The following is a 12,851-nucleotide window of genomic DNA, read 5'->3' as shown; positions in this document are numbered from 1 at the left end:
CTTCCCTTTCCGCCATGACGACCCTCGCTTCCGATTCGCTCGATATCCTCCATGTGAGCAAGCGCTATGCGCAACGCGGCGCGACGCTCGCCGTACTCGACGACGTGTCGCTGCACGTGCGCGCCGGCGAGTTCGTGACGATCGTCGGCGCGAGCGGCTGCGGCAAGTCGACGTTGCTGCGGCTGATCGCGGGGCTCGATACCGACTATGCAGGCGAAATCCGCGCCGGCGACGCGCTCGTGCGCGATACGTCGCTGCAGCGCGGGATCGTGTTTCAGGATCACCGGCTGTTTCCGTGGCTGACCGTCGCGCAGAACGTCGAGGCCGCGCTGCGCAACGCACCGCTCGACGCCGCGCAAAAGCGGCGCGCGGTGGCCGAGCACATCGCGCTCGTCGGGCTGAACGGCTTCGAGCATGCGTACCCGAACCAGTTGTCGGGCGGGATGGCGCAGCGCGTCGCGATCGCGCGCGGCCTCGTGAACCGGCCGCGCGTGCTGCTGCTCGACGAGCCGTTCGGCGCGCTCGACGCGCAGACGCGCGCGCGCATGCAAAACGAGCTGCTGCGCATCTGGGAGCAAGAGCGCATCACGATGGTGCTCGTCACGCACGACGTCGACGAGGCCGTGTACCTGGGTGACCGCGTCGTCACGATGGCGCCGCGCCCGGGGCGCATCGAGCGCATCGTCGACGTTGCGTTGCCGCGTCCGCGCCGGCGCGATGCGCCGGAATTCGCGCGGCTGCGCGACACGGTGCTCGCCGATTTCGACGATCGCGAGCCGCCGGGCGACGGCGGCGACGGTGGCGCCCGGATCGCTCCAGCCGATGCGCACCGCATCGGCGAATGGCGGCTCGCGTGGTAGCACGCGCGGCCCGGCCTGCGTCGCGCGGCAGCGCAGCCTGTCGCGCGCGGTTCGTTCAGCATGACGACACATATCGATCATCACGGCGCACGCTAAGGTTGTGACGATTCATCGGTTCCGGTTCCGCGCGGTCCCTGCTTGAATGGAGACTCAACCGACCCGACCAGGAGACTCCCGATGTCCGAAGTCCAGCACGCCGCTCACCCGTCATCGCATGCTTCGCACGCCGCCGCGCCGCGCACGGCGGCCGATCCGCTTCAGCTTCGCCAGGTCGCCGGCCGGATCGGCGCCGAAATCGCCGGCGTCCGGCTGTCGGGCACGCTCGACGACGCGACGTTCGACGCGATCCACGCCGCGCTGCTGCGCCACAAGGTGCTGTTCTTCCGCAACCAGGGCCATCTCGACGACGCCGCGCAAGAAGCGTTCGCACGCCGCTTCGGCGACACCGTCGCGCACCCGACCGTGCCGTCCGTCGACGGCAGCGCGCATCTGCTCGAACTCGATTCCGCGCACGGCGCGCGCGCCAACTCGTGGCATACCGACGTGACGTTCGTCGATGCCTACCCGAAGGTGTCGATCCTGCGTGCGGTCGTGATCCCGCCGTTCGGCGGCGACACCGTGTGGGCCAACACCGCGGCCGCCTACACGCACCTGCCGGAATCGCTGCGCGCCCTCGTCGACACGCTGTGGGCATTGCACACGAACGCATACGACTACGCGTCGACGCACGTGCATGCCGACGACACGCAACTGAAGCGCTACCGCGAAGTGTTCACGTCGACCGTCTACGAGACCGAGCATCCCGTCGTGCGCGTGCATCCGGAGACCGGCGAGCGCACGCTCGTGCTCGGGCACTTCGTGCAGAAGATCAAGGGGCTGTCGTCGCAGGATTCCGCGCATCTGCTGCAGGTGCTGCACGAACACGTGACGCGGCTCGAGAACACCGTGCGCTGGAACTGGCAGCAAGGCGACGTCGCGATCTGGGACAACCGCGCAACGCAGCACTACGCGATCAACGACTACGGCGATGCGCGCCGCGTCGTGCGTCGCGCGACCGTTCACGGCGACGTGCCGGTCGGCATCGACGGCCGCCGCAGCGTCGTGCTGAAGGGGCCGGGCGCCACGCTGCAATGAGGTTCGCGCATGGCGGCGGCACCGGCCGCCGCCATGCGCGGTCCCGCTTCCACATCACCGTATCCCTGCATTCCCGACCGGAGGAGCCGACCATGACCTTCCCGCCACCGGGCCGACGCGTGCATGCGCAACGATGTCGCCGGCCGTCCACCCCGTCCACTTCCGCCAGGAGCGTTGCATGAGCGCCCTACTCGAACCCGCCGCCCAGCCGGTCGACGTGATTCCGCTGTCCGCCCACATCGGCGCGGAGATACGCGGCGTCGACCTCACCCAGCCGTTGACCACGCCGCAGATCGCCGCGATTCGCGCGGCGCTGCTGACGTGGCGCGTGATCTTCTTTCGCGAGCAATTCCTCACGCACGAGCAGCACGTCGCGTTCTCCGCGCAGTTCGGCGAGCCGACGGTCGGCCACCCGGTATTCGGGCACGTCGACGGTCATCCGGCCGTCTATTCGATCGCGAAGCACCGCAAGGCGACGCGCTTCGAAGGCGAGCCGGTACGCCGGCCGTGGACGGGCTGGCACACCGACGTGACGGCCGCCGTCAATCCGCCGTGGGCATCGATCCTGCGCGGCGTGACGATTCCGCCGTACGGCGGCGACACGCAGTGGACCAACCTCGTGCGCGCCTATGAAACGCTGTCCGCGCCGCTGCGCGGTTTCGTCGACGGCCTGCGCGGCATTCATCGCTTCACGCCGCCGGCCGGCGCCCGCGCGACCGGCGCGTTCGACGCCGCCGTCGAGCGCCGCCCGCTCGTGACCGAGCATCCGCTGGTACGCGTGCATCCGGAGACCGGCGAACGCGCGCTGTACGTGAGCCCGAGTTTCCTGAAGTCGATCGTCGGGCTCACGCCGCGCGAAAGCCAGGCGCTGCTCGAACTGCTGTGGGAACACGTGACGCGGCCGGAATTCACGATCCGCTTCAAGTGGGAGCCGCGCAGCATCGCGTTCTGGGACAACCGCGCGACCGCGCATCTCGCGCCCGTCGACATCTTCGATCTCGACTTCGATCGCCAGCTCTATCGCACCACGCTCGTCGGCGACGTGCCGGTCGGTCCCGACGGCCGTCCGTCCGTCGCACTCGAAGGCTCGCCCGTCGAGGCGGCCGCGGCGGTCGCACTGAACTGACCGGCAACAACCGGCGCGCACGCGCGCGCCGGGCTTGTCTCCCTCGTTCAATCCAGCCACACGCCGTCGAACCGGTGCCCGCCGAGCGGCGAGAACGTGAGCCCGTGCACGCGCTTCGACACCGGCAGCGACACGATCGACGTGGCGATCGGCGTGAACGGCACCTGATCCTTGAACACGACCTGCGCCTGCTCGTAGAGCGACGTGCGCTTCGCGACGTCCGCGTTCGTGCGCGCCGCATCGACGAGCCGCTCGAAGTCCGCGTTGCACCATTTGGCGAGATTGCTGCCGTGCACCGCGTCGCAGCCGAGCAGCGTGCCGAGCCAGTTGTCGGGGTCGCCGTTGTCGCCCGACCAGCCGTACAGGATCGCGTCGTGCTGGCCGTCGTGCTTCGCGCGGCGGTTGTACTCACCCCATTCGTAGCTGACGATCTTCGCGCGCACGCCGATCTTCGCCCAGTCCTGCTGGATCAGTTGCGCCATCAACTGCGCATTCGGGTTGTACGGGCGCTGCACCGGCATCGCCCACAGCGTCAGGTCGAAACCGTTCGGGAAACCCGCCTGCGCGAGCAGCGCCTTCGCGGCGGCCGGATCGCGCGGCGCGTCCTTCAGGCGCGGGTTGTACGACCATTGCGACGGCGGCATCGGGTTCGTCGCGATCTTCGCGTCACCGTTGAACACGGTCTTGACGATCGCCGCCTTGTCGATCGCGATATCGAGCGCGCGCCGCACGTCGACGCGATCGAGCGGCGGATGCTGCGTGTTGTATGCGACGAAACCGACGTTGAAGCCCATCCCCGAGAACAGCGTCAGCTTCGGGTCGCGCCGCACCGTCTCCAGATCGGCCGGACGCGGGAACACCGACACCTGGCACTCGCCGGCGACCAGCTTCTGCAGCCGCGCGGCCGGATCCGGCGTGATCGCGAACACCAGATGCGCGAGCTTCACATCGTCCGGCTTCCAGTAGTCGGGATTCGCGTCGTAGCGGATCAGCGCGTCCTTCTGGTACGTGCGCAACTGGAACGGCCCCGTGCCGACCGGAAACTGGTTGATGTCGGCCTCGCGATGACGCGCCGCGAGCTGCGATGCATATTCGGCCGACAGGACCGAAGCGAACGCCATCGCAAGATTGCGCACGAACACGACGTCGGGCGACTTCAGTACGAAGCGCACCGTGTAGTCGTCGACTTTCTCGATGCGCTCGATGTTGCGATCGAAGCCGAGATCGCTGAAGTACGGGAAGCTGGCCGGATAGGCCTTGCGGAACGGATCGTCCGGGTCGAGCATCCGGCGGAACGTGAACACGACGTCGTCCGCCTGGAACGGGTGCGTCGGCTTGAACCATGCCGTCGTCTGGAACTTCACGTCGTGCCGCAGGTGAAACGTATAGACGCGCTGATCGGCCGACACGTCCCAGCGCGTCGCGAGCGACGGCACGAGATCGAGCGTGCCGCGCTTGAACTGCACGAGCCCGTTGTAGACCGTGTACGTGCTCGCGTCGAAATCGGTACTCGTCGTGTGCTGGCCCGGATCGAAGCCGGCCGGGCTGCCTTCGGTGCAGTACACGAGCGTCTTGCCGGCCGGTGCGGCGAACGCGTGCGAAACCGCACCGGCGAGCAGCAGCGACGCGGCCACGCCACGTAGCGCCACACCGGCATGCAATGCGCGCCGCGCACGACGCGCGACGGATGAGGCGAATGGAATCTTCATGATGGCGGAAGGAAAGAGACGGTCACGTGAATGACGACCGCCGATCTTCGCGCGCATCCCGCCGATCGCTTACCAATTAATTCGGCGTTGCTTATCGCGGCGAATGCATCCCGCTGCCGCTGCACGAGAACGTCCATGCGAGCGTCGAAAGCCGGCGGTACGGCACGGATACGGCACGCTCGGCGCACCGCCTTCCGTCCCCCTGCAGCTTCCGCGGAATTGGCGCATCGTATCGGTTGGCCAACGCCGGCGTGCCTGCCGGGCGCGCCGCCACTTCCTGGAGGACCCACGATGTCGACTCGTCCCGATACGCCCTCTCGTCCCGTGAAGTCGCCGGGCCCCGATCATCCGATCACGATCGAACCGCATCCGTCGCGCGTCGTCGTCAAGGTGGCCGGCAAGGTCGTCGCCGATACGCGTCGCGCGCTGGCGCTGCGCGAGGCCAGCTATCCGGCCGTGCTGTACATCCCGCGCGAGGATGCCGACATGGCGCTGTTGCAACGCACCGACCACGCGACGTACTGCCCGTACAAGGGCGATTGCGCGTACTACTCGATTCCGGCCGGCGGCGCGCGCGCGACCGACGCGGTATGGACGTACGAGCATCCGTATCCGGCCGTCGAATCGATTCGCGCCCATCTTGCGTTCTATCCGGATCGGGTCGACTCGATCGAGGAAAGCCCGCTCGGCACCGACTGAGCACAGCCGCCGGGCGCCGCGCCGCCCTTGCCGCCCCTATGTCCCGCCGCTGATTTGCATATGCGGATTCATTGGTTGGCCGCCAACCCGCGCGGCCGTATCGTCCTGAATCCGGCGCGGGCCGGCCGGCTGCGCGCATCGCCCGCATCCGGCTCCGTCCTGCGCCGACCGCGCCGCATGCCCGCGCGGCCCGTGAACCCGCAAGCAGGACGCCTCGATGAACGACACGCCATACGCACACGTTGAAACGACCCCGGAAAACCCGCGCCGCCGCCGGTTGCTGCATGGCGCGGCCGCCGGGCTGGCCGGGCTCGCGCTCGGCCCGCTCGCGGGGCTGCCCGCGTACGCACAAGGCGGCACGCGGCTGCGCATCGGTTTCCAGAAATACGGCAACTTCGTCGTGCTCAAGGCGCGCGGCACCCTCGAGAAGCGGCTCGCGAGCCAGGGCGTCACGGTGCAATGGCTGGAGTTTCCGGCCGGCCCGCAATTGCTCGAAGGGCTGAACGCCGGCGCGATCGACGTCGGCACGGTCGGCGAAACGCCGCCGATCTTCGCGCAGGCGGCCGGCGTCGATTTCGTCTACATCGGCAACGAACCGCCCGCGCCGCACGGCGAGGCGATCGTCGTGCTGCCCGATTCGCCGATCCGCAACGTCGCGCAGCTGCGCGGCAAGAAGGTCGCGTTCAACAAGGGTTCGAACGTGCACTACCTGCTCGTGAAGGCGCTCGAGCACGCGGGCCTCACGTATGCCGACATCCAGCCGATCTACCTGACGCCCGCCGACGCGCGCGCCGCGTTCGTGCAGCGCAGCGTCGATGCCTGGGTGATCTGGGATCCGTATCTGGCGGCCGCCGAACGGCAGCTCGGCGCGCGCGTCGTCGCGAACGGCGACGGGCTCGTGCGCAACACGCAGTACTACCTCGCCGCGCGCAAATATGCGGCCGCGCAGCCGCAGGTGGTGCGCACGCTGCTCGAGGAAGTCGACGCGGTCGACCGCTGGGGACGCGACCATATTCCGGAAGTCGCCGCGCAACTGTCGCCGCTCGTCGGCCTCGACGCGCCGACGCTCGAAGTCGCGCTGAAGCGGGCCGGCTACGGCGTGCAGCCGATCACCGACGCAACGCTCGCGTATCAGCAGAACATCGCCGACGCGTTCAGCACGCTGAAGCTGATTCCCGGCAAGGTGACGGTGGCCAACGCCCGCTGACGTCGACGTATTGCCGCTGCGACGCGGTCAACGCGAGCGCGTCGCACCGATGCGCCGCCATTCGTCGTAGTCGGTGACGAGGCCCGCGTCGTCGATCGCGATGTCGGCCGCATACGTGCCGCTCTCGTAGCGGTACACATTCTTCGCCGTACGCGCATAGCGCTGCTCGCCGCGCACGATGTCGAAGTCCGGAAAACGCAGCCATGCCGTGCGGATCACGGCCGATGCACCCACTTCCAGCCCGAGACGCCGGATCGGCAGCGTATTGGTCGACGGACTGAAGCCGAGATCGATGTCGGTCGCGCCATCGAGCGCCGGCGCGTCGGCACCGTCGATCGTCCATCGCCCTGCTTCGCACCGGATATCGCGCCGCCGCGGCGGCGCCGTGCCGAGCCAGTCGTTCACGCGCACCGACCGCGTCAGCCAGTCCGCATCGCATGCAATCGCGTAGTCGACGCGAAACGGCGTGCCGTCGAGCACGCCCGCGACCGAGCCCGACAAGTCAATGCCCGTGCGCGACTCGGCCAGCCGGCACCATTCGACCGCCTGCCAGCTCTGCTCGATCTGCCATGCAACGCAGCGCGTGCGCGCCGCTTCGTCCGGTTGCGTCATGTCGTCTCCTGTCGGTCGATGCGTGCTGTCGGTACGATCGATGCGATCGCACCGGAGATCGATTTTCGCTCACTGCGCCGGCAAACACACGCGGTGGCGCGACACGGCGGGCGGGCCGCCTCCTGGACGAACACGACGCGCGCCGCCGCTCGCGCTGGAAGCGAACGGCGGGCGACGCCCGATGCCGGCGTGCGGCGCGTTACGAACCGTCGGCCTGACCGAGCGCGTCCGCGCAGCTTGCGGGCTTCCACAGGAACGTGCGCGCCAGCCGGTCCTGGTCGAACAACACCTTGTACTGGCACAGGATCGGACCGTCCTTCGACTGCAGATGGAACAGGTAATCCCATTCGCGCACGCCGATCAGCCCTTCGGAGAAATGCGGCGTGCCGAGCAGCGCGTAAAGCTGCGCCTTGCTCATGCCGGCGCGCACGCTGCGCAGGTTGTCGGGGTTCGGCCACGCGCCGTCCTTGACGGTCGCGCGGCTCGCGTCCGGGAACACGGGCCGATCGGCCGTGCCTTCCGGCGCGACGGTGCTGAGGCTGCCGCAGCCCGCGAGGGCCACGGCGAGACAGGCCGCGGCCGCCGCGCGCGCGGCCGGCCCGGATAGACGCTGTTGCTGATTGTGCATGGATCGTTGATTTCCAATGTGAATGGCATTCATGAGGGGCGCGTGCTTACCACTGGTAGCCGACGCCGACCGACGCGCCGACATCCCCGCGCGACGTGCTGCTCGCGCTGCCCTTGACGACCCAGTTGCCGTTGTCGGACACCGTCGACAGGCCAAGCGCGACACCGCTTTCGCCGCGCCACGTCCCGCCACCGATCGCGACCATGCTCCGGCCCGGCAGGTATGCCTGCGGCAGGCCCGCCATCGCCATCGCGGCGGCGACACCCGCGGTCAGGCGGTGGTCCATGCTCTGCATGTCGTTGCGCACGCCGGCGATCTGGCTGCCGAGGCCGCGCGCCATGTCGTGCAACTGGTTGACGTTGACCGCATCGGTGCCCGCCGTGCCGGGCGCGACGTTGACGATCTGGCGCTCCTGGCCCACCGCGCCCACCGACACCGCGTTGTCGCGGCTGCCGTCGGAACCCGCGCCCAGCGCGACCGCGTTGTTGCCCGACGCCTTCGCGCCGTTACCGACCGCCGTCGAACTGCTGCCCGTCGCGCTCGCCTGGTTGCCGAGCGCCGTGCTGTTCGAGCCCGACGCGACCGCGCCTGCACCGCCCGCCACCGAATTGCTGCCGCTCGCGGACGGCGCGACCGGCGTCTGATCCTGGCTGACCTGGAACATGCCGCCCGCGCCGTTCTTGATGTTGGTCACGTCGCCTTCGACGTTCGTCACGCGATCGCCGAGCTTGTCCAGCTTGTCGCCAACCTCGACGACATCGCCCGCGACCTTCTTGATGCTGTCGTCGGTGTATTGCTTCGCCTCCTCGACCGCACCGTCGAGCTGGCGCACGTTCACCGCATCCGTCGCCTCGCGGCCGTCGGCCACGTTGCTGATCGTGCGCTCGGCGCCCGGCGCGCCGACCGACACCGTGCCGGCCGTCGTGTTGTCCGCGCCGGAATACTTGCCCTTGTATTTCTCGGCGCCACGATCGGCCACCGAGCCCGCGCCCAGCGCGACGTCGCCATCCTTGTTCGCGACCGCGCCGTTGCCGACCGCGACCGAGTTCGCCCCGTTCGCGTTCGCCGCCGGCCCCATCGCCGTGCTGCCGGCGCCATTCGCCCGGGAATCCGGCAGCGGCGTCGCACCGCCGTTCGCGTGGAAGTACTTGATGCCGCCGCCGTTCGCGATGTTGTCGACCTGGTCGCCCAGTCGCGTCACGTTCTGATTCGTCTCGTAGAGTTGCGAACCGTTGACCGCGTCCGTGCTCGTCGCCGACAGTTCGCCCGCCGCGACGTTCGAGATCGTCGTCGGCACGCCGCCCGGGTTCAGCGTCACGTGCGTGTAGTCGATCGAGCCGTCGGGATTGCGGTCGTACTTCACAGCACCCGCGCTCAGGTCGCCGAGGTTCGCTTCCACCGATTTCAGCTGGCTCACGTTCACTGCGTCCGTGTCTTCCGCGCCCGCCGCGACGTTCGTGATCCGGCGTTCCGCACCGCTGCTGCCGATGCTTACTTCGCCGACCGGAGTCGTGCCGGCGAGCGGGCCAGTGCCCGGGTTGTACGCGGCATTGCCGAGCGTCGCGCCGTCCGCGATCGCGTTCGCACCCAGTGCGACGCTGCCCGCATGCGTGGCCGATGCCTCACGGCCCAGCGCCAGTGCGTTGTCTGCACTCGCGGTTGCTGCATAGCCGACAGCCGTGCTGCCCGGTGCTTGCGCAAAGGCATCCGTTTGCGGCAAGCCCGCTTCGTTCGTGCGTGCGTAGCGAATGCCGATTCCGTTCTGATCCGTGTACGACTGGCTCGTGTCACCCGCAATATTCGTGATCGTGTCGCCCAGCTTCGTCACGTTCTGGTTCGTTTCGTTGAGTTGTGAACCGTTGATCGCGTCCGTACTGTTGGCCGATACGTCGCCTTGCGCCACGTTCGTGATCTTCGTGCCGCCCGTCTTCCCGCCGTCCGTCGAGGCCGCGCCTTCCAGCGTGATCTGCGTCTTCGGGTCGCCCGGGTTACCGTCGTACTTCACCGCACGATCGCTCACATCACCAACGCTCGATTGCAATGCCTTCAACTGGCTCACGTTCACCGCGTCCGTGTCTTCCGCGCCCGCCGCGACGTTCGTGATCCGGCGTTCCGCACCGCTGCTGCCGACGCTCACTTCGCCGACCGGAGTCGTGCCGGCGAGCGGGCCCGTGCCAGGGTTGTACGCGGCGTTGCCCAGCGTCGCGCCGTTCGCGATCGCGGTCGCGCCCAGTGCGACGCTGCCTGCATGCGAGGCCGTCGTTTCCCGACCCAGGGCCAGTGCGTTGTCCGCACTTGCGGTTGCCGCGTAACCGACGGCCGTGCTGCCCGGGGACTGTGCGAACGCATCGGTCTGCGCGAGACCGGATTCGTTCGTGCGTGCGTAGCGGATACCGATCCCGTTTTGATCGGTGTACGTCTCGCTCGTATCGCCGGCAATGTTGTTGAGCGTGTCGCCCAACTTCGTCACGCTCTGGTTCGTTTCGTACAGCTGTGAACCATTGACTACGTCCGTGCTGGTCGCCGACACATCTCCTGCCGCCACGTTGCCGAGCTTCACCGGCGAGCCACCGGGGTTCAGCGTCACGCTGTTGTAGTTAACCGAACCGTCCGGATTCGTGTCGTACTTCACCGCCTGGTCACTTGCCTGCTGCACCTTCTGGTTCGTGTCGTTCAACTGCGAACCGTTGACTGCGTCGGTGCTACTCGCCGAAACGTCACCCGGCGCGACGTTCGTGATCTTCTGGCTCGCCATGTCGAGACCCGAACCCGACAGCACCGGCCCGCCGTTGTCGATTCCCACACTCGCGAACGTCGGCGTGTCGCTCGTTGCGATCGAGATCTTCGAACCGTCCTGCGTCAGGGAAATGTTCTTGCCGCCGTCGACCGTCATCGTGTCGCCCGGCTTGATCGCCGTCACCGACGTGCCGCTTGCATTGCCGCTCGTTGTGACGTTCCAGCCTTGATTCAACGCGTTGATCGCATCGCTGATCGTCGTCTGCTGGCCGCCTGCGATGTTGTATGTCGGGCCCGTGACCTTGCCGGTTGCCGGGTCGTACGATGCACCGCCGCCAATCACCGAGGCCGTGCTGTTGCCTTGGTTGTTCACCGTCTGGTTCGTCTGGTGCAACTGCGAGCCGTTCACCGCATCCGTGCTGGTCGCCGACACATCTCCGGCCGCCACGTTGCCAAGCTTCGCCGGCGAGCCACCGGGGTTCAGCGTCACGCTGTTGTAGTTAACCGAGCCGTCCGGGTTCGTGTCGTACTTCACCGCTTGGTCGCTTGCCTGCTTGATCTTCTGATTCGTGTCGTTCAGTTGCGAGCCATTGATTGCGTCTGTACTCGCCGACGACACCTCGCCGGGCGCGACATGGGTGATCTTCTGGTTCGCCATGTCGAGACCCGAACCCGAAAGCACCGGGCCACCATTGTCGATTCCCACACTCGTGAACGTCGGCGTATCGCTCGTCGCAATCGAGATCTTCGAACCGTCCTGCGTCAGGGAAATATTCTTGCCGCCGTCGACCGTCATCGTGTCGCCCGGCTTGATCGCCGTCATCGACGTGCCGCTCGCGTTGCCGCTCGTCGTCACGTTCCAGCCTTGATTCAACGCGTTGATCGCGTCGCTGATCGTCGTCTGCTGGCCACCCGCGATGTTGTACGTCGGCCCCGTGACCTTGCCGGTTGCCGGGTCGTACGATGCACCGCCGCCAATCACCGAGGCCGTGCTGTCGCCCACGTTGTTCACGGTCTGGTTCGTCTGGTGAAGTTGCGAACCGTTCACGGCGTCCGAACTACTTGCCGATACGTCGCCTTGCGCAACGTTCGTAAGCTTCGTGCCGCCCGTCTTGCCGCCGTCTGTCGATGTTGGACCTTCGAGCGTGATCTGCGTTTTCGGATCGCCAGGCTTGCCGTCGTACTTCACCGCACGATCGCTCACATCACCGACGCTCGATTGCAACGCCTTCAACTGGCTCACGTTCACCGCGTCCGTGTCTTCCGCGCCCGCCGCTACGTTCGTGATCCGGCGTTCCGCACCGCTGCTGCCGACGCTCACTTCGCCGACTGGAGTCGTGCCGGCGAGCGGGCCCGTGCCAGGGTTGTACGCGGCGTTGCCGAGCGTCGCGCCGTCCGCGATAGCGTTCGCGCCCAGTGCGACGCTGCCTGCATGCGAGGCCGTCGTTTCCCGACCCAGGGCCAGTGCGTTGTCCGCACTTGCGGTTGCCGCGTAACCGACGGCCGTGCTGCCCGGGGACTGTGCGAACGCATCGGTCTGCGCGAGACCGGATTCGTTCGTGCGTGCGTAGCGGATACCGATCCCGTTTTGATCGGTGTACGTCTCGCTCGTATCGCCGGCAATGTTGTTGAGCGTGTCGCCCAACTTCGTCACGCTCTGGTTCGTTTCGTACAGCTGTGAACCGTTGATCGCGTCCGTGCTGGTCGCCGACACATCTCCGGCCGCCACATTGCCGAGCTTCGCCGGCGAGCCACCGGGGTTCAGCGTCACGCTGTTGTAGTTGACCGAGCCGTCCGGGTTCGTGTCGTACTTCACCGCCTGATCGCTTGCCTGCTGCACCTTCTGATTCGTGTCGTTCAACTGAGAACCGTTTACTGCGTCGGTGCTGGTCGATGACACGTCACCCGGTGCGACGTTCGTGATCTTCTGGTTCGCCATGTCGAGACCCGAATCCGACAGCATCGGGCCACCATTGTCGATTCCTACGCTCGTGAACGTCGGTGTGTCGCTCGTCGCAATCGAGATCGTCGAACCGTCCTGCGTCAGGGAAATGTTCTTGCCACCGTCGACCGTCATCGTGTCGCCCGGCTTGATCGCCGTCATCGACGTGCCGCTCGCGTTGCCGCTCGTCGTCACGTT

9 protein-coding genes are annotated in these 12,851 nt (G+C 67.4%); 5 read left to right on the top strand and 4 right to left on the bottom strand.

What is annotated here, in order from left to right:
• Positions 1 to 14 precede the first annotated feature (14 nt).
• The 3 genes from BME24068_RS33570 to BME24068_RS33560 all read left to right on the top strand — a co-directional run bounded on the left by BME24068_RS33570 (position 15) and on the right by BME24068_RS33560 (position 3,120).
• Positions 15 to 860, top strand: coding sequence for an ABC transporter ATP-binding protein (locus BME24068_RS33570; RefSeq protein ID WP_174928669.1), 846 nt, complete (start codon positions 15 to 17; stop codon positions 858 to 860).
• A 177-nt stretch (positions 861 to 1,037) separates the two neighbouring features.
• Entirely contained in the window at positions 1,038 to 1,994 is a 957-nt protein-coding gene (locus BME24068_RS33565) for a TauD/TfdA dioxygenase family protein (protein ID WP_174928668.1), read from the top strand.
• Between the two features lie 178 nt (positions 1,995 to 2,172).
• Positions 2,173 to 3,120, top strand: a complete 948-nt coding sequence (locus BME24068_RS33560; protein WP_174928667.1) for a TauD/TfdA dioxygenase family protein — start codon at positions 2,173 to 2,175, stop codon at positions 3,118 to 3,120.
• A 47-nt stretch (positions 3,121 to 3,167) separates the two neighbouring features.
• Here BME24068_RS33560 and BME24068_RS33555 read toward each other — a convergent pair whose 3' ends face one another.
• Entirely contained in the window at positions 3,168 to 4,829 is a 1,662-nt protein-coding gene (locus tag BME24068_RS33555) for an ABC transporter substrate-binding protein (RefSeq protein ID WP_174928666.1), read from the bottom strand.
• Between the two features lie 291 nt (positions 4,830 to 5,120).
• Between BME24068_RS33555 and BME24068_RS33550 the strand changes: the two genes are divergently transcribed.
• Positions 5,121 to 5,528 (top strand): DUF427 domain-containing protein, encoded by a 408-nt coding sequence (locus tag BME24068_RS33550; RefSeq protein ID WP_096503840.1) that lies wholly within the window; start codon positions 5,121 to 5,123, stop codon positions 5,526 to 5,528.
• Between the two features lie 217 nt (positions 5,529 to 5,745).
• Entirely contained in the window at positions 5,746 to 6,735 is a 990-nt protein-coding gene (locus BME24068_RS33545) for a sulfonate ABC transporter substrate-binding protein (protein WP_174928665.1), read from the top strand.
• 27 nt (positions 6,736 to 6,762) lie between these two features.
• On the opposite strand, the gene BME24068_RS33540 is transcribed toward BME24068_RS33545, so the two are convergent.
• From BME24068_RS33540 to BME24068_RS33530, 3 genes are all read right to left on the bottom strand, one after another.
• Positions 6,763 to 7,347, bottom strand: a complete 585-nt coding sequence (locus BME24068_RS33540) for a putative glycolipid-binding domain-containing protein (RefSeq protein ID WP_174928664.1) — start codon at positions 7,345 to 7,347, stop codon at positions 6,763 to 6,765.
• A gap of 199 nt (positions 7,348 to 7,546) precedes the next feature.
• A complete protein-coding gene (locus BME24068_RS33535) occupies positions 7,547 to 7,975 on the bottom strand; it encodes an outer membrane protein assembly factor BamE (protein WP_174928663.1) in 429 nt (142 codons plus the stop codon).
• Positions 7,976 to 8,021: 46 nt separating this feature from the next.
• Positions 8,022 to 12,851: YadA-like family protein (locus BME24068_RS33530; protein WP_174928662.1), on the bottom strand; the 4,830-nt coding region annotated here is incomplete at its 5' end.

This window comes from Burkholderia anthina (assembly GCF_902498995.1).
Taxonomy (GTDB): domain Bacteria; phylum Pseudomonadota; class Gammaproteobacteria; order Burkholderiales; family Burkholderiaceae; genus Burkholderia; species Burkholderia anthina.
Note: the sequence above shows the minus strand (reverse complement) of the source record. Positions and strands in the feature narration are given on the sequence as shown.

Coding starts and splice junctions, on each gene's coding strand:
- BME24068_RS33545 (WP_174928665.1), top strand. CDS start 5,746: ATGAACGACACGCCATACGCACACGTTGAAACGACCCCGGAAAACCCG.
- BME24068_RS33535 (WP_174928663.1), bottom strand. CDS start 7,975: ATGCACAATCAGCAACAGCGTCTATCCGGGCCGGCCGCGCGCGCGGCG.
- BME24068_RS33555 (WP_174928666.1), bottom strand. CDS start 4,829: ATGAAGATTCCATTCGCCTCATCCGTCGCGCGTCGTGCGCGGCGCGCA.
- BME24068_RS33550 (WP_096503840.1), top strand. CDS start 5,121: ATGTCGACTCGTCCCGATACGCCCTCTCGTCCCGTGAAGTCGCCGGGC.
- BME24068_RS33565 (WP_174928668.1), top strand. CDS start 1,038: ATGTCCGAAGTCCAGCACGCCGCTCACCCGTCATCGCATGCTTCGCAC.
- BME24068_RS33560 (WP_174928667.1), top strand. CDS start 2,173: ATGAGCGCCCTACTCGAACCCGCCGCCCAGCCGGTCGACGTGATTCCG.
- BME24068_RS33540 (WP_174928664.1), bottom strand. CDS start 7,347: ATGACGCAACCGGACGAAGCGGCGCGCACGCGCTGCGTTGCATGGCAG.
- BME24068_RS33570 (WP_174928669.1), top strand. CDS start 15: ATGACGACCCTCGCTTCCGATTCGCTCGATATCCTCCATGTGAGCAAG.